This window comes from Paenibacillus ihbetae (assembly GCF_002741055.1).
GTDB lineage: Bacteria > Bacillota > Bacilli > Paenibacillales > Paenibacillaceae > Paenibacillus_AQ > Paenibacillus_AQ ihbetae.
Genome location: NZ_CP016809.1, coordinates 2,418,204 through 2,435,777, shown reverse-complemented (window position 1 = coordinate 2,435,777; position 17,574 = coordinate 2,418,204). Strand labels below are relative to the sequence as shown.

14 protein-coding genes and 1 riboswitch are annotated in these 17,574 nt (G+C 54.2%); of the genes, 8 read left to right on the top strand and 6 right to left on the bottom strand.

Translation table 11 applies throughout. The features are described 5' to 3' along the window. Positions 1-50: 50 nt before the first annotated feature. The 4 genes from BBD41_RS10930 to BBD41_RS10915 all read left to right on the top strand — a co-directional run bounded on the left by BBD41_RS10930 (position 51) and on the right by BBD41_RS10915 (position 4,108). Positions 51-911 carry a transporter substrate-binding domain-containing protein gene (locus BBD41_RS10930; RefSeq protein WP_077570684.1) on the top strand — a complete coding sequence of 287 codons (861 nt, stop codon included), beginning with the start codon at positions 51-53 and terminating at the stop codon, positions 909-911. Positions 912-1,133: 222 nt separating this feature from the next. After that, on the top strand, positions 1,134-2,360 hold the full coding sequence (locus BBD41_RS10925; protein WP_099477601.1) for an ABC transporter substrate-binding protein: 1,227 nt from the start codon (positions 1,134-1,136) through the stop codon (positions 2,358-2,360). A 63-nt stretch (positions 2,361-2,423) separates the two neighbouring features. Then, entirely contained in the window at positions 2,424-3,290 is an 867-nt protein-coding gene (locus tag BBD41_RS10920) for a carbohydrate ABC transporter permease (protein ID WP_099477600.1), read from the top strand. Beyond that, positions 3,290-4,108 carry a carbohydrate ABC transporter permease gene (locus BBD41_RS10915; RefSeq protein WP_077569849.1) on the top strand — a complete coding sequence of 273 codons (819 nt, stop codon included), beginning with the start codon at positions 3,290-3,292 and terminating at the stop codon, positions 4,106-4,108. Before BBD41_RS10920 ends, BBD41_RS10915 begins: the two co-directional genes overlap by 1 nt. A 198-nt stretch (positions 4,109-4,306) precedes the next feature. On the opposite strand, the gene BBD41_RS10910 is transcribed toward BBD41_RS10915, so the two are convergent. Beyond that, a complete protein-coding gene (locus BBD41_RS10910; protein WP_099477599.1) occupies positions 4,307-5,770 on the bottom strand; it encodes a carboxylesterase/lipase family protein in 1,464 nt (487 codons plus the stop codon). A gap of 361 nt (positions 5,771-6,131) precedes the next feature. On the opposite strand from BBD41_RS10910, the gene BBD41_RS10905 reads away from it, so the two are divergent. The 4 genes from BBD41_RS10905 (at position 6,132) to BBD41_RS10890 (ending at position 9,681) form a co-directional block, all read left to right on the top strand. Then, positions 6,132-7,130 (top strand): Gfo/Idh/MocA family protein, encoded by a 999-nt coding sequence (locus BBD41_RS10905; protein WP_099477598.1) that lies wholly within the window; start codon positions 6,132-6,134, stop codon positions 7,128-7,130. Then, complete coding sequence (locus tag BBD41_RS10900) at positions 7,127-8,113, top strand: Gfo/Idh/MocA family protein (protein WP_099477597.1); 987 nt, start codon at positions 7,127-7,129, stop codon at positions 8,111-8,113. Before BBD41_RS10905 ends, BBD41_RS10900 begins: the two co-directional genes overlap by 4 nt. 237 nt (positions 8,114-8,350) lie before the next feature. Beyond that, complete coding sequence (locus tag BBD41_RS10895; protein WP_099477596.1) at positions 8,351-9,256, top strand: helix-turn-helix domain-containing protein; 906 nt, start codon at positions 8,351-8,353, stop codon at positions 9,254-9,256. 104 nt (positions 9,257-9,360) lie between these two features. Then, entirely contained in the window at positions 9,361-9,681 is a 321-nt protein-coding gene (locus BBD41_RS10890; RefSeq protein ID WP_099477595.1) for a TIR domain-containing protein, read from the top strand. 284 nt (positions 9,682-9,965) lie between these two features. Here BBD41_RS10890 and BBD41_RS10885 read toward each other — a convergent pair whose 3' ends face one another. From BBD41_RS10885 to BBD41_RS10865, 5 genes are all read right to left on the bottom strand, one after another. Continuing rightward, positions 9,966-12,194, bottom strand: coding sequence for a cadherin-like beta sandwich domain-containing protein (locus BBD41_RS10885; RefSeq protein WP_162292785.1), 2,229 nt, complete (start codon positions 12,192-12,194; stop codon positions 9,966-9,968). Positions 12,195-12,453: 259 nt separating this feature from the next. Continuing rightward, positions 12,454-12,548, bottom strand: a riboswitch (cyclic di-GMP riboswitch). Between the two features lie 627 nt (positions 12,549-13,175). Further along, entirely contained in the window at positions 13,176-14,018 is an 843-nt protein-coding gene (locus BBD41_RS10880) for an undecaprenyl-diphosphate phosphatase (protein WP_099477593.1), read from the bottom strand. A gap of 136 nt (positions 14,019-14,154) precedes the next feature. After that, on the bottom strand, positions 14,155-14,766 hold the full coding sequence (locus BBD41_RS10875) for a DedA family protein (protein WP_007132452.1): 612 nt from the start codon (positions 14,764-14,766) through the stop codon (positions 14,155-14,157). Positions 14,767-14,821: 55 nt separating this feature from the next. After that, positions 14,822-16,759, bottom strand: coding sequence for an ABC transporter permease (locus tag BBD41_RS10870; RefSeq protein WP_099477592.1), 1,938 nt, complete (start codon positions 16,757-16,759; stop codon positions 14,822-14,824). Further along, a complete protein-coding gene (locus BBD41_RS10865) occupies positions 16,734-17,504 on the bottom strand; it encodes an ABC transporter ATP-binding protein (RefSeq protein WP_099477591.1) in 771 nt (256 codons plus the stop codon). Before BBD41_RS10865 ends, BBD41_RS10870 begins: the two co-directional genes overlap by 26 nt. Positions 17,505-17,574 lie beyond the last annotated feature (70 nt).

Below are 17,574 nucleotides of genomic sequence, written 5' to 3'. Positions count from 1 at the left end.
TGCAAGAAGGCAAGGATTACAACAAGAAGAAAACTGGAGGAATTGAAACCATGGCTAAGAATTGGAAAAAGGTATTACTGGCAGGGGTAGTCAGCTTATCCCTCGTAGCAACAGGCTTCGCGGCAAATGAGGTTCTGAGAACACCGGACGTTTCCGCAAAGTCCGCTTCATCCCAAGCACCGGGACAGCTTAAGAAGCAAGCGGAATCCCAATTGGATGAAATTATTGAAAGAGGTTATATTCGGGTAGGCATGACCGGAGACTACAAGCCGTTTACATATTTGAATCCGGAGACCAAACAGTACGAAGGCTACGACGTTGACGCGATGAAAGAGCTTGGCAAAGATCTTGGCGTAGACGTTCAGTTCGTGAATACGACTTGGTCCACGATGATGAAGGATCTTCAAGACGATAAATTCGATATCGCTGTAGGCGGTGTGACTCGTAACACAGCCAGACAAAAAACAGCATACGTTTCCCAAGGCTACATCTCCTTCGGCAAAGCGCCACTGATCCGCGCTGAAGACAAGGACAAATACTTGACGATTGAAGACATCAATAAGCCTTCCGTACGCATTGGCGTTAACCCAGGCGGCACGAACGAAGTGTTCGTGCGCGAGCATCTGAAGAATGCGAACGTAACCGTTGTTCCTAACAACCTGGACATCCCGCATCTGGTTGCGGACGGCACGTATGACGTAATGATCACCGATACGATCGAAGCGATCACTTATGCCAAAGCTGACTCCAGATTGTACGCTGCACTGACAGATAAGCCTTTCACCAACAGCGAGAAGGGCTATATGATTCCTCGCGGCGACTTCGAGTACGCAAGCTACCTGGAAATGTGGATCGATGAAATGAAGCTGCAAGGCAAATTCGACGAGATCCACAAAAAATGGCTGGAGTAGGATCTAACCTCACCAATGTATAACATGCACCAATATCTGCCGGCAGAACAGGACGAAACTCCTGATCTGCCGGTATTTTTTTGCGTTCGTCCGCTCGATCCGCATGACCAGTCGCCCCCCTTGCGCCGTTTAGCAACCAAGCGATAAGGGTAGTAAATAGACATGGGGTACAAAGCAAGCGTACCTGCATACAGCATCAGGATTTGAAATGGAGGGCGGACGATGAAGTTTGGAAAAGGGTTGGCGGCAAGCGTAAGCATCCTGTTGATATGCATGCTCACGGCTTGCGGCGGCAATGACACATCCGGGCGCGTGCAGATTGAATTTTTCCAGAACAAGCCTGAAGCCAAGGGCTCCTTTGATGCATTGATCCAGAAGTTTAACGAATCCCAATCCGACATTACGGTCGTTCAAGTCAATCCGCCGGATGCGGAGACCGTCTTGAAGACGCGGGTCGTCAAGGACGATATTCCCGACATCGTCGGCATGGGGGCAACCGATACATATTCGCTGCTCGCCCAGAGCGGCATTTTCATGGATATGACCGGCAGTCCGCTGCTGAGCCGGATAGACGAAACCTACGTGCAAATGCTGAAGGATGTTTCCGGCATGGAGGAAGTCATCGGCATTCCATATTCCACGAACGCCAACGGCGTGATGTACAACAAGGAGATTTTCAGCAAGCTGGGCCTTTCCGTTCCGCGCACCTGGGACGAGCTGTTGGCCACCGCGAAGAAGGCAAAGGACGGGGGAACGATCCCGTTCTACTTCACATACAAGGACGATTGGCAGACGGTGCTTCCGTTCAACGCCTTGGCCTCCAATCTGGAAGGCATCGAGTTTTATTTGGACCGCAGGGAAGGGAAGGTCACGTTCGCGGACCGATACCGTGAGATTGCGGAGAAGCAGCTGGAGCTGATGGAGTATGGGCATGGGGACAACTTCGGCAAAAACTACGCCGACGGCAACCGCGCCTTCGCCAGAGGCGAGTCGGCCATGTACATTCAGGGGACTTGGGCGATCTCCGAAATCCGGAAGGCCAATCCCGAGGCGCCGATCGGCTTCTTTCCGCTGCCAACCGGCGACGATCCGGAATCGAACAAACTGATCTCGGGTGTGGATACCTTGCTGGCGGTCGCCGAAGACTCCAAGCATAAGGAGGAGGCATTGCGGTTCATCGAATTTTTGCTTGAGCCGGAGAACAGCAAGCAGTACATCTCGGAGCAGACGCTGTTCTCAACCGTGCAGGGCGTTACGCAGGACGATCCGGCCGTGTCTGAGCTCTTGCCTTATCTGAAGCGCGGGCAAGTGGTCGATTTTGCCGACCACTACATTCCGGCTGCCGTTCAATTGAACTCCATTATCCAGTCCTTTCTTCAAAATCGGGATATCGACGCCTATCTGAAGAAGCTGGATACGGAATGGGACAAGGTTGCGGACAGGCGCTAGACGTCGAGGAACAGGCAGCCCTGACCAACGCCATCCCAATGAACAATGAGGAGGATTTCAAGCATGAACAAGCGGCTTATGCCTTACTATTTGATGACCGTACCGGCAGTTGTGCTGTTCTTCATATTTCTGACCCTGCCTGCGCTGCAGGGCGTGTATTATTCCTTCACGAACTGGAACGGATTCGGCGACCATTACGATTTCATCGGACTCAAAAACTACGTGAACCTGTTCAAAGACGGCAATGTCGGCAATGCTTATTGGTTCACGTTCAAGTTCGCGGTCGTGGTCACGATTCTGATCAATATTCTCAGTCTCTTGATCGCCATGGGACTGAACGCAAAGATCAAGGCGAGGAATTTTTTCCGGGGCATCTACTTTCTGCCGAACATTCTCAGCGTCCTGATCGTCGGCTATATCTTCAACTATTTATTCTCGAACGTCTTTACGATATGGGGGCAGAACCTCGGCATTGGCTGGCTCTCGACCAACCTATTGGGGAGCGAGCAGCACGCCTGGATCGGCATCGTCATCGTAGCGGTGTGGCAGGGCGTCGCCTATAATACGATTTTGTATCTAGCCGGGCTGCAGACGATTCCAGGCACGTTGTATGAAGCCTCGAACCTGGACGGCGCGAGCCGCTGGCAGGAATTCTGGAAGATCACCTTCCCGCTGATCGCCCCCTTCTTCACGATCAACATGGTGCTGGCGATGAAGAACTCCTTGATGGTGTTCGACCAGATCGTGGCGCTGACGAACGGCGGCCCCGGACGTGCAACGCAGTCCATCTCGCACCTTATCTATACGGGAGGCTTCGAGGGCGGCGAGTTCGCGTATCAATCGGCCAATTCGGTCATTTACTTTATTCTGATCGCGGCCGTATCTATTGCGCAAATCCGGTTTTTACAGCGAAGGGAGGCGGAGATGTAATGCGGACCAGAACCAATTGGCCGGTCATGATCCTCATCGCCTTGGGCACCGTGCTGATCCTGTTTCCGTTATACATGACGGTTACGATAGCGCTCAAATCGCCCCAGGATATGCTGGCATCGGTGTTCGGCCTGCCGAAGGAGCTTCATTTCGAGAATTTCGCCAATGCGATCGCCATGACAAACTTCTTCAACGCGCTGGGCAACAGCGCCATGGTAACGACCGCAACGGTCGTCCTGACGCTGCTTACGAATTCGCTTGTGGCCTATGCGATTGCGCGTAACATGAACCGGAGGTTTTTCAAGGGGCTCTACTTTTACTTCATCAGCGCGATGTTCATTCCGTTTCCGATTATTATGCTGCCGCTGGTGAAATTGACGGCCGGCTTGAACATGACCAATCTGGTGGGACTGACGATCCTGCATACCGTGTATGCGCTCGCGTTCAACGTGTTTGTCTATGTCGGCTACATCAAGTCCATTCCGGTTGCTCTTGAAGAAGCAGCCCGGGTTGACGGGACGTCTACGTGGGGGACCTTCTGGAGGATCATCTTCCCGATTATGGCGCCGATCAATGCAACGGTGGGCATCCTGATCTGCTTGTCCACCTACAACGACTTCCTGCTCCCGCTCATCATCATCAGCGACACGGATTCCTATACGCTGCCGCTGGTGCAGTACATTTTCCAAGGGCAGTTCAATACCGAATTCAATCTGGCCTTTGCTTCGTACCTGATGGCCATGCTGCCGATGATCATCATTTATCTGTTCGCCCAGAAATGGATCATTAACGGTATTACGCAGGGAGCGGTCAAGTAGACGGAGAGACGAGCTATAGAAAAAAATATGCTGTATGCAAAGAAGCTGTACGCCCTCGCGCTAAGTGGTTCATGCGCGGCGTACAGCTTTTGTTCGGTTAATCGATGGAAAGCTTGTTTCGAGATCCGGCTGCCGGACGATGTCCCGGTCCGGTGTTTCCCGTCAGAGATCGGCTTGAGCGGCCGCCTTGTCCGTATTCTATAACCCCAGCATGATGCGCTTGGCCGAATCCGGATCGCGCGCGACCTCGCTGCGGCTGTTGAAAATCATCGTCGACCGGTCGTTCCGGTCGTACTGTGGCCAAGGCAGTGACGGCGTGTCCGGAGATCCGGTGCGGGCGAATGCGGCCCAGGCATCCTGCATCCGCTCTGCGAGCGTCTGCGTGTCCCGGTCAACTTCAACGCCTATGTTGCGGAACAGGCGTACCGTGTTGAACACGAACGGGATTTCCAAAGCATGCATCGCTTTGCCGAGAACCGGATGCTCCGGGAGCGTCCAATCGAACCGGTACATCCAGACCGGAGCCTGCCCGCTGTGAGCTGCCGCGAATTGAACGGCAGAGCGCCAGAAATAGAGGTCGGTCATGATTTGGGCATGGCCATCAATGGTGTAAGGATATTGCTTCGTAAAGGCTCCCGCGTTTTGAATCCCGGTCATCGCTTCAACCGCATGCACCAGATGCTCCTCCTTGATCAGCGGCGAGTTAGGCCGGAAGAACAAAGCTCCCTCCTCGAGATTCGTCCCGATGAGCAGCGGCACGGATGCGGCTGACCCGGCCTGCACCGCCTGCAGCGGCTCTAGCGGCAGCGTGCCCGGCTCGACGACAGGCTGGAAGATCATGTTCACGCCGGGCCCGATCCGCTTCTTCAGTCGTTCCCCGGCCTCGAAAATCTGCTCCGCAGTCATGGCCTCCAGCTGCTCCAGCCCATCGGCGGTTACGCCAAGCTCCTGGAGCAGGCCGTCGGCAATCTGCTGCGCCTGTCCCGCAGGCAGCGCCTGCGAAGCTCCGCTCTGCATGATCGCTTGATGAAACAGCCCTTTGGCTGCCGGCATGGCGAGCAGCGCGGCAATGCTCATGCTGCCAGCCGACTCGCCGAAGACGGTAACCCGGTCAGGGTCCCCGCCGAATGCGGCGATATTGTCCTTAACCCACGTCAGCGCCGCAATTTGGTCCAGCAGACCGACATTGGAAGAGAGGGCTTCGTGAAAAGGGCTGAGATGGACAAAGCCGAACGCCCCCAGCCGGTAATTGATCGTGACCAGTATGACGTTTCCCCGCGTAGCGAAGGAATGGCCGTCATAAGTCGGCAGGCTGCCCGAGCCCGTTACAAATGCGCCGCCGTGAATCCATACCATGACCGGCAGCGGCTCCCCGGCTTGATGCCCGGGTGCCCATACATTCAGGTACAGGCAATCCTCGGACATCGTCTTCGTAACCGCACCGGTCATCATGCTGGAGGAGGATTCCACGGGCTGCGGGCACATTGGAGAGAACCGGTGTGCATCCAGAATCCCTTCCCAGGCTGCCGGCGGTACGGGAGGGCGGAAGCGAAGTTTGCCGATCGGCGGCTGTGCATAGGGGATGCCTCTCCATATGCGTACACCGTTCTCCAAACGGCCCTCAATTCGTCCATACTTGGTTGATACAATGGGATTCGTCATATTTTTCTCTACACCCTTTCTCTCTTTCTTGTATCGGTAATTGTGTCTAAACAGGAAGGATCCGGCAAGCGGCGCTTGAATCCGGAAAGCAGGAACGAGAAAAGCACGACGTGCATGGTTACGTCCCGCCTCTTGCCCTGGATCGCAAATTATGTGTTTATGAAAGCTTCTATATACACTTTACCAAGTTAACGAACCGGTTTCAAAAAATGACATAATCCGTCCCTATAGAGCAGGAATGCGAAGAACGTTGAAGAATGTTATGTAGGGCAGCAACATTTTTCGAAAGAGGGGCCACCTTTCCGGACCGGCAATTGCGGTGCAGGGAGATCATATTCAAGGACAATGGAGGTAATTTAACGTGAACATAGCGATCATAGGCTGTGGAACGATGGGAATGGCTTACGCGGGCAATCTGGCAGCGATGCCTGGAGTCAAGGTTACGGGTGTCGTAGACATAAACGCCGGGCGGGCGGAGAAGGCTGCAGCCGTGACCGGTGCGAAGGCATATACGGATGTCGAATCGCTTCTTCAGCAGGAAGAATTGGAGACGGTTGCAATCTGCTTGCCGACCTATTTGCATAAACCATATACTCTGAAGCTGGCGGAGAAGGGGATCCATATCATCTGCGAAAAACCGGCCGCGCTTACGCTCGAGGATGCGCTTGAAATGAAGGCTGCATGCGAGAAGCACGGCGTCCGTTTATTCATCGGGCATGTCGTGCGCTTCTTCCCGAATTATGCAGATGCTTACCGTCAGGCGCATTCGGGCGTGATCGGAACGGCGAAGATGGCCCACTTCAAGCGATACGGCTCCTATCCGAAGGGGATGGACGGCTGGTACAGCAATCATGATCAAAGCGGCGGCGTCATCCTGGATTTAATGATCCATGACATTGATTTTGCCTGCTGGCTGTTCGGGGAAGTGGAGTCCGTCTTCGCTTCCGTAATCAAACGGGAAGAGCCTGAGATGGAATACGCCCAGATTACGCTTCGATTCAAAAACAGCGCAATTGCGAACCTAACCGGATATTGGGGCTATCCCGGACCGTTTACAACCCAGTTTGAAATCGCGGGAGACCAGGGGATCATCCGGTTTGACAGCAATCAGGTGCAGTCGCTGGATATCAAGCTTGCCGCCGGGCCGTCGGGAGAATCGGCAGCCGTCCAGGTTCCTTCAAGCCCCAGCCTCCATGATCCGTATTATGATGAAGTGCAGCATTTCATCAAGTGCATTCAAGACGGCAGCGAGCCAAGGGTCAGCGCGGCGGATGCCTGCTATGCGGTAGAAGTCGCTTTGGCGGCGGAACGTTCGGCCCAGACCGGACAGCCTGTGATTATGGGAGGGAATGCATCATGAACAAGATTAAAGTCGGATTTATCAGCTTTGCCCATATGCATGCGGTCAGCTATTTGAATTCCATGCAGAAACGGGAGGATGTCGAGGTGGTCGGCATTGCCGATGAGAATGCGGAGCGGGTGCGCCCTTACTCGGTAGAGCGGGGCATTCCGTATTATGCGAATTACGATGAGCTTTTGGCGCAGGATTTGGATGCCGTCGTCATCTGTTCGGAGAATGCCCGTCATGCGGAGATCACGAAGCGGGCGGCTGCTGCGGGCAAGCATGTCCTCTGCGAGAAGCCGCTGGGGCTGTCCGAATCCGAAATGCTGGATATGATTCAGACCTGCAAGGACAACGGCGTGCAGCTGATGACGGCTTTCCCGTGCCGGTTCATTACGTCGGTCCGGCAGGCGAAGGAAGCGATCGACGCCGGTCAGATCGGCGAGATCCTGGCGATGAAGGGAACCAACCGGGGCACCATGCCGGGAGGATGGTTTATCGAGCGCGAGCATTCCGGCGGCGGAGCGGTGCTGGACCATACCGTCCACGTGATGGATTTGATGCACTGGTTTACCGGCAGCGTCGCGGAGGAAGTGTACGCCCACGCCGAAACGCTGTTTCATGAAACCGATATTGACGATGCCGGCATGGTCCATGTCAAATTTGCAAACGGCGTTGTGGCTGTTCTTGATCCAAGCTGGTCCCGAAACCGGACCTTCCCGACCTGGGGGGATGTCACGCTGGAGATCATCGGTACCAAGGGCGTGATTAACATCGATTCGTTCGCCCAGAAGAACGATGTGTACAGCGATATTACAGGCAAAGCCGCCTGGAGCTTCTGGGGGGACGATATGGATGAAGGGCTGGTTAACAGCTTCGTGGACAGCATTCGGGACGGCAAGCCGGTTGCGATTTCCGGTGAAGACGGATATTATTCGGCGCGGGTGGCGCTGGCGGCGTATGCATCGGCAAGCTCGAAACAAAAGGTCCGCCTGAAGTAAGGGGATTTCCCTGCATCTTCCGGTACATTAATCTGAAGGTCCAGCAAGATCTGTTCCAGGACTGCCTCGGTGGCAAATAGGCGAGTCAACTGGCTGGTTTTAGCTGCATACCGCACCGCATACCCTAAAAGTTCGAAGAAAGGCCTCTTTGATTGAAGAGGTCTTTCTTTTTTGGCAAAAAAGATCAAAAATGACGTCGCCCGTTTTGTTATCCTTAGGGGCAAAGGAGGGCCCGCCTTGAACACGAAACAGATCATCCAAAAAAGCATTGCGTATATGGAGCAGCATCTGGAGCAGCCGCTGACGCTGACGGATATCGCCTCGTATGCCGGATTTTCGCCGCACCATTTTCACAGATTGTTCCGGCGAGAGGTCGGCTTGAACATTGCGGACTATTTGAGAAGACGCCGGCTGGCTTTGGCAGGGCAGCTATTGCTCCATACCGAAACGCCGATCATCGATATTTCGCTGCACTGCCACTTTGAAAGCCAGGAGTCTTTTACGAGAGCGTTTAAAAAAATGTACGGCATCCCGCCCGGACGCTACCGGAAAATCTTCTCGCTCCACGCGCAAAGCTCAATCCAAGCCAAGGGAGATGTTAGCATGAATCAACAAGCAAGCAATCCATCCGCTCTGAAGGGCTGGTTCCTGAGCGGAAGCCACCCGCAGGATTATGAAATGGGAGTCGATCGGACCGTCGTGCATCAAGGAAGCGCATCCGGCTATTTACGCGCCCTGACGCCGATGGATCCCGGCGCTTTCGCCACGATGATGCAGCAGTTCAAAGCCGACAAATACAGGGGGAAGCGGATGAGATTCTCCGGCTTCGTCAAAACCGACAACGTCGCCGAGTATTGCGGCTTGTGGATGCGTATCGACAACCACGCCGAGGACGTGCTCCAGTTCGATAACATGCACGACCGCCGCATCGCCGGGAGCACGAATTGGAACCATTACGCCATCGTGCTGGACGTGCCGGAGGAGAGCGCCACGATCTCGATTGGCGTGCTCTTGATGGGAGCGGGCAAGGTGTGGGTGGACAGCTTCCGATTCGAAGAAGTGGACCTGAGTGTTCCAACCACCCATTTAGACGTACATTATGAGCTGTTGGACGAACCGTCCAACCTGTCATTTGAAGAGTAGGGAGATCGCGCCCATTGGCGCCAGCGAACCGGATCATGGGCACCGCGAAAATCGGGGGACTGACAAAATGCCCTTAATCACCGTTGAGGAAAAGGAGAGCAGCCATGAAAGTCATTACATTATGCGGGTCGACCAGGTTCAAGCCTCAATTCCGGGAGGCTGAGGCGGCCCTGACGTTGGGCGGGCATATCGTGCTCAGCGTCGGTTTTTTCGAGCAGAGCGACGGCATCGACATCACGCCGGAGCAGGAGGCAAGGCTTAAGGAGCTGCACTTCCGCAAAATCGACATGTCGGACGAGATCTACGTCATCGATGTGAACGGTTATATCGGGGAGAGCACCCGGGGCGAGATCGCATACGCAAGCTCGCGTGGGAAAGCGGTGCGCTACTATTCCAAAGAGCCGCTGGCTGGGCCGGAGGGCTGACGATAGTGATAGTTGAAGCCGTTAAGGGTACCCCGGAGGGCGAAGGAGTGCAGTCGGGACGGTAAGCGGAGCTTGAGAGAGGAAGCGGACCTGGGTGAGGATCATATCTGCTATAGGCGGAACGATCCTCACTATACCCCTGAGACAATAAAAAGGAGGACAAGACACGAGATCTTGCCTCCTTTTTTATTTCGACCCGCCTATTGCCTATTGCCTATTGCCTATTGCCTGCACTTGGAGTTGTAACTTCCCTGCAGCAGCATGCATGCTTTAACGCTGCGGCTTTATTGCTTGTCTTGCAGCATGCGGACCAGGATCACGACGGCTTCTGCCCGCGTGGCGGTGCTGGACGGCTCAAACCGGTTATTGGAGCGGCCTTCGATGACTCCTAGCTGCTCCGCATATCTAACATAACCTTTGGCCCAAGCCGGGATTTCAGCATCGTCCTTGAACGAAGTCGCTGCATTGGCAGCAGATAGACCCTGGCCTCGAATCAGCATGGTGATCAATTCCGCCCGGCTGATCTTTTTGTTCGGGCGCAGCATATCATCGTTGTAGCCTTCGATGATCCCCGCTTGGATCGCAGCGGACAATTCCTCCGATGCCCAGGCAGGGATGTCTTCCCGATCCTGATAGGCTTCCAGGACACCGGTATGGTCCACAGGCTGCAGCTTCATCGCCCGAGCTACCATTAGCGCGAACTGCAGTCTGGTCACCTCTTCATCCGGCAAAAGCTTATCGCTCGAAACGCCTTTAATTATGCAGAGTTGCGAAGCGGTATCGATATAGGGTCTCGCCCAATGACTCCGGGTGTCCGTCCATGTGAGCTGCGGGCAAGCTGCTCCATTCGACCCTTCCGAAGGGGTTTCCGTATCTTTAGGCTCGTCGGTTTTATCCTCTGAAGGGTTCACCGGGCTAACCGGTGGCCCTGACGATGATCCGCCATTATAGGAACCCGAGTGCCCGCCATTATCAGGTGCTGGCGAGCTTGCGTTCAATCGGGTAACCACGATCGTGTATGTTTTCGTCGTTATTCCATCCTGCGCAGTTACCGTCACGACGATTTTGTTGTCACCGACGTTCAGTTCGATGGCTTCCGACGGAGTGCCGCTCTTGACCGGCTGCCCGTTCACCGTCACGGTCGAATTTGCATCGAGCGTTGTCGCCGTAATCGTCAGCTTATATACATCGTTAGTCACAGCAGCCGCATAGGCGGTCGTCCCGCTGGCGAATGCCGGCGTTAGTGTGCCTTTCGACAGCTCCACATTCGTTAAGTCCGCGCTGTTGCTCGCCGCACGGGTTACCTTCACCATATAGGTATTCGTCGTACCATCCTGTGCTGTTACCGTCACGGTGATTTCATTGTCACCGACGTTCAGCTGAATCGCCTCCGATGGCGTACCGCTCTTGACCAAATGCCCGTTCACGGTCATGGTTGCATGCGCATCCACCGTGATCGGTGTAACCGTCAGGCTATACACATCGTTCGTCACGGCAGCTGTATAATGGGTCGTTCCGGCTTCGAACGCCGGCGACAGGGTGCCTTTCGACAGCGTCAATTGGCTTAGATCGGTCGGCTCCGATACCGTCACCGTGCTTGTGTCCGTGAAGCTTCCATCCTCCGTCGTCACCGTAATGGTAGCCGTGCCCCGTCCGACCGGCGTAACGACGCCGCTTGCGTCTACCGTCGCAATAGCGGGATCCGACGACGACCATGTCACATTTTTATTCATGGCCGTATCCGGCAGGACCGTTGCTATCAATTGTTCCGTGCTCCCGCCGCGAATCAGCGAAAGGGTGGAGGGTGTTACGTCAACGCCGGTTGCAGCAACGGTGTAGGTAATTGTCAGCTTAGGGCGGAGGGATACTACATAAAATGTTTCCGGGTGAAATCCTCTGGACCAATTCACGGATGGTATTTCGTCCGCAACCTTCAGCATAAAACCATAATTCTCCGAGGTGCCCTCAACCCATTGCTGCACGAGGCCGGTCAGATCGAAACTGCATATTGCACTATTTCCAGCGCAGCCGATCGGTTTGGTTGAGTAAGGGATCGAATCATAAATGGGATTCGTAATGGAGGTATTCCATGTGATGCTGCTTTCATTCCAATCCTGAGCGACTCTATAGACGTCAACCGATACGGTCCCATTGCCCGAGTTCCCGAACGGAAGCGCGCTCAGTTCAAACTTAGCGTCCGTAATGGTCGCGTTTTGCGGTATGGAGGGGAGATCGATCTTAAAAAATGGCCGAGAATCACCATAGTCTCCATAGTCCCGTCTTGTAAGGACTGAGATGCCGGGGGATGGCGTATCAGGCTTTAGGCTGCTGACGGTAGCCGAACTCATACCCGTATACCCGTCGACGCCTTCTTGTAATACTTTAGTTACCGTCGCGGGAGCCGCGGAAGCCGTCGTTGGGAAGGATACGACCACCCATGACGATAATAACAGGGTTACACAAAGAATGAATGAAACCGATTGCTGAAACGGCCGCCGAGGGCTTGTTTGCATTTGTATTCCTCCTGCCAGAGATGAGTTGAGGTGATTGGATAGTTTAAAGCAACATTCGTATAATCGGTCGTCTCCCAACATTTAAGTGTCTCTCCTGTGAGACCATCTTAATAGCACCGCAAGGATGCTGCCGCTCTTAAGACGGGCTCTCTCATCATCGAACCTCCTTCACGTGGATAATTCGACCTTTGGAAGATGATTTTTTGAACGCCAAAAAACCTTCATCTGCCCACAAACAGACGAAGGTTCATCTGCCGTTTCGGGCAACTGGCTGGCATAGCGGATGCACTTTAATCCGCCTTAGCCCCTGTAGCTTTGCGTCCCCGCTTTTCAACGGGTTTGCCATGATCCAACGGTTCGATTTTTTGTTACATTTGTTGACAATTGAACTATACAAACGGGCGGAAATTTTTGGTATAGGCCTGAAGGTTTATATCTCTTCTTCTGTTCAGAGACTCTGATAGAGGAAATGATATCGAAGTTCTGTGGTGGGGTGGCCTATTCAGCTTATAGTCTCAGAAAAACAGTGGTACTAATAGTATCGCAGACCAGTAAACCGCTAAAAGAATGTCTCTTGTCATAAAAAGTCGAATTCTGTAATTTGCGCGAGGCTGTTTCTCTGGGCACATATTGAAATCTTAAAAACAGGAGTATAGATCTACCAATAAGAGGTGTCAGCGGAGGGGGAGAGGGAAGAGTTGCGTACTCGGACTGAACCGAAAAGCTCGCCAACAACAAGAAGGAGGGCAAGAAATGAAATCTTGCCCTCCTTTATTTCTCCCCACACATAGGCAGCGGGAAATTGCGGATCCCTTGCGCCCAGCGGAGCGGACGAATCGATTCCGAAGAAACGGAGTGTTCGCCTTTGTCGCCGGATTTCCCCCTTGCTGGAGACAATTCGAGAAATCCGGCGACAACAGCGATCGTAGAAACGATACGTACGCGAAGCGTCCTCTGAGCGCTACCCGCACGCCCTTAAAATTACAGATACAGCACCAGCGCAATAACCGCTGCCAACACAATACGGTAAATCGCAAACGGCACCAGCTTGATCCGGTTAATCAGCTTCAGGAAGAAGCGGATCGAGATCAGCGCGAACACGAAGGCTGCCAAGAACCCGGCGATGAAGAACGGCAGCGCCTCCAGCGTGAAATACTCCCAGTTTTTCAGCAAGGACAGCAAGCTTGCCCCGAACATGATCGGCACCGCCATGATGAATGTGAAGTCTGCGGCTGCACGGTGGCTCATGCCGAGCATGACGCCTCCAGAGATGGTGGAGCCTGAACGGGAGAAGCCCGGCCATAGCGACAGGCATTGAATCAGGCCGACACTGAAAGCCTGCTTGTACGTAATCTGATCGACCGATACGATTTTCGCTTCCTTGTTCGAGCTCATCTTGTCCGCGACGATCATAAAGATCGCCCCAAGGACAAGACCGATCAGCACCGTTTCCGTCGAGAACAGATGCTCGTCGATAAAGTCCTCAAACAATACGCCCAGCACGCCCGCCGGAATCAAGCCGACGATCACTTGGCTCAGCTTCAGGCGCCCGGTACCGGCGGGAACGCCGGCTTCGGGCTTTTTGCGCTTCAGGCCGAGAAGATCAAGAAAGCGATCTTTAAACACGACAACGACCGCGAGGATCGAGCCGAGCTGAATGACGACCTTAAAGGTGTTGGCTACGTATTTCGTAAGAAACTCTTCGGATTTCAGCCACATGTCATCCACGATGATCATATGGCCGGTAGAGGAAACGGGAGCGAACTCGGTCAGTCCCTCGACGATTCCTAGAATGATTGCTTTGAGGATAGTTAAAAAATCCATGACCTAAAGTCTCTCCCTTACTTAAAAAAATGAAAAATGTAAAAATGCAGCGTCGTTAATGATTCATGGCATGAAGAAGCCGAAAGGTCAACCGGTCATGCCAACCTCACGTACCATAGGCATGTGCCTGGTACCGTTAAGCGGATTTTCTGCGCTTGCGGAAAAAGATGATCAGGAATGCGATAACGGCCACAGCTATTACAGCATAAGCGATATTGGAGTATACGTCCATGAAGGCGACGATATCTTCCCAGGATTCGCCAAGCGCGGCGCCGACCGAGACCAGAATGACGTTCCAGATCAAGGTGCCGATCGTGGTGAAGAGGAGGAACATGCCGAATTTCATGTTGGACATGCCCGCCGGGATGGAAATCAGGCTCCGGATCAGCGGAATCATGCGGCAGAAGAGCACCGTCCAGTAGCCGTATTTATCGAACCAGGCATCCGCTTTGCGGATATCTTCTTTTTTCACACGGAGAATATGTCCCCAGCGATCCACGATCTTCTCCAGCCGCTCCACGTCCAGCAGGCGGCCGATACCGTACAGGATGACGGCTCCGACGACGGAGCCGAGGGTTGCGGCAAGAATAACGCCGGGTACGCTGAGCTTGGTATAGGTGGTCATAAACCCTCCGAAGGTGAGAATTACCTCGGACGGAATCGGAGGAAACACGTTTTCCAGGGCGATCATCAGGAAGATCCCGACATAGCCGAATTGCTCCATAATATCCGTAATCCAGTTTTCCAAAAGTTACACCTCTTTCACATAGTTAAAGGCCTGGGAGCGTCGATCGCTGATCCCCTTAGATCAGGGTCTGCTTCAGCTTGCGCAAATACTGGCTTCGAATAAAGTAGAAGTACAGGATCTGCATCATCAGGAAGCTCAGCAGCACGATACCCATCTCAGCCGCGATGGATAGATAGAAGTAGCTTTGCAGCGCAATGAACGCAAAGATGCTGTGCGTGATCGCAAGCCCGATCGGAACGAAAAAGAGCAGCGCCAGCTGTCCGGTGACGATTCGCCGAAACTCCCTGTCCGTCATGCCGAGCCGCGAGATGGTGGCATAATGCCTGCGGTCATAGTCAAGATCGGCATACAGGCGGAAATACAGGAAGCTGCCGGCGGCGATAAAAAATACGGTTCCGACGAGCAAAGCGGCAAAAAGCAGCATATTATACAGGCTGTCGCGCAGGGCGAAGAGGGTCCCGCTTACGGTAAGCGCGTAAGGACGGTTCATTTCATAACGGACGGCCCCTCTGGGCGCAAGCTGGGATGCGACGCCCTCCGTCTGCCGGAAATCCTCGGTGTAAAAGCCGGTGTACCGCTCCGTCCGGGAAGGAGGGATGCGCTCAAACATGTCATCGCTGATGACCAGACCGCCGAAGCGGTCGTCGCCATCCATCTTCGGAAGCAAATATTCCGGGATGCCGGCATGCTCCGAATACCCGACCTCGCGCAGCCGGATATCGGTATCCGGAATTTGATACGATACATGGTGCCGCGTCCGGATATAGGCCCGGTCGTTCTGCGATGCGACAAGGACAAGGGCAGCGTCAGCCTCCAGCGGAGGCTCGTTAAACGGCAGGCCGGCCATCCGGACAGCCTCCTTGTAGTCGGAGAAGGACAGCAGGGTGAGCGGGACCTCGGGCCGGGCGGAATCAGTCTTGGCTTCGGTATATTTAACGTGAAACGACAGCGTTTCAAACGGTATTTTTCGTTCATCCAGCTCTTGGCGGATGGTCTGAAGATGCTCGCGCTCGGAGGTGTTTCCTTCCTTGGCGATGTAGCCGATGGCGGCAGGGAAATCCTCGTTAAATTGCTTCGTAAGCACCGGGATGGAGGCGAACACGCCCACCGAGCAGAACGAGACGGCCAGCACGATGGTGACCATGGCAAACATCTGTGCATTGTCCTTCAGCCTGTAGTGCAGGCTGGACAGCAGGATTAGCTTGGTCCGTTTCCAGGTGAAACGGCGGCTGTTCTTCATTCGCCGCACCAAGGCTACGCCAAGCTGCGAATAGAGCAGGTAGGTGCCGAGCATCGTCATCAAGGTTACCGGGAACATCCGCAGGGCAAGCGTAGACGCCGTGGTCGTGGCCGCCAGCGTGTAGCTGACGATCAGCAGGACGGCTGCGAGAACGGACAGCCAGGGCGACGTCTTCGGAGCTGTCTTCGGACGCTGACCGGATTGAAACAAGTCGATGAGCGCCTTGGGCCGCATGAGCCTGGAGGTGAACAGCGAAATCACGATGAACAGCAGCACATAGCTGGCGACGGTCAGACCCAGCGCCCGCAGCGACAGGCGAAACGGCAGGGGAGGCACCCCGAGAAAAGCCGAGCCGGCCATGAGGAACAGCTTGCCGGTGATGATGCCGGACAAGATCCCGGTCGTAATGGCGCTGATGCCGATGATCATATTTTCCAGGAACACCATCTGGTTGAACTGGCGGTCGGTCATGCCATGCATGAACAAAATGCCGAACTCGCGCTTGCGCGTCTTCAAAAAGGCTCCGACCGAATACAGCACGAAGAAGAACGAGAACACGTACATAATCAGCTCGGCGCCGACCATGGCCTGAATAACAACCGGATAGAACATTTGCTCAGAAAGCTCCGGGTGAAACAAGAACAGGGAGCATACAAAGAAAATCATGACGGAAAACGCACTGCTCAGGAAGTAGGCTGCATACGTTCTTTTATTCCTCAAGACATTTCTAAAAGCGAATTGTCGAAAGGTCATGGCTTCCTCCTCCCAGCAGGGCGAGCATATCGATAATTTTCTGGAAAAAAGCCTGGCGGTTGTCGCCGCAATACATTTCATTATATAATTGCCCGTCCTTGATGAACAAGACGCGGTCGCAATAGCTGGCGGCAACCGGATCGTGCGTGACCATCAGCACGGTGGCGGAGGCCTCCCGGCTGGCTGCGGACAAGGTCTGCATGACGTCCTTGGATGCCTTGGAATCCAGATTCCCTGTCGGCTCGTCGGCCAGGATGAGGGACGGAGCTTGAATGAGCGCGCGGGCAATGGCGGTCCGCTGCATCTGTCCCCCGGAGATTTCATACGTGCGCTTGTGCAGAATGGGCTCGAGGGCGAGCTGCCCGCAAATTCGTTTCAGTTTCGCTTCCATTTCATGTAAAGGCATCCCCTCCATGGTTAGCGGCAGCACGATATTTTCCTCGATTGTCAACGTATCGAGCAGGTTGAAATGCTGGAACACGAAGCCCAGCTCCCGCCGCCGGAACAGGGCCATCTCGGTCCGGTTAAGGAGGTGGGGATTGCGTCCTCCGATGATGACCTCGCCCGCTGTCGGCTGGTCGATGGTAGCGATCAGGTTCAGCAGCGTCGTTTTGCCGCTGCCGGATGGGCCCATGATCCCGACGAACTCTCCTTTTTCAACCGCGAAGTGAATGTTGTTCAGCGCTTGGAACGCCACCTTGCCTTCATAGATTTTGGATAGATGCTTGACGCTAAGGATCGGCATAACTTCACTCCTTGTGTACGTTGCTATCATTGTAAAATACCTGCATCCGGCTCCGCCATGTCCGTAACTT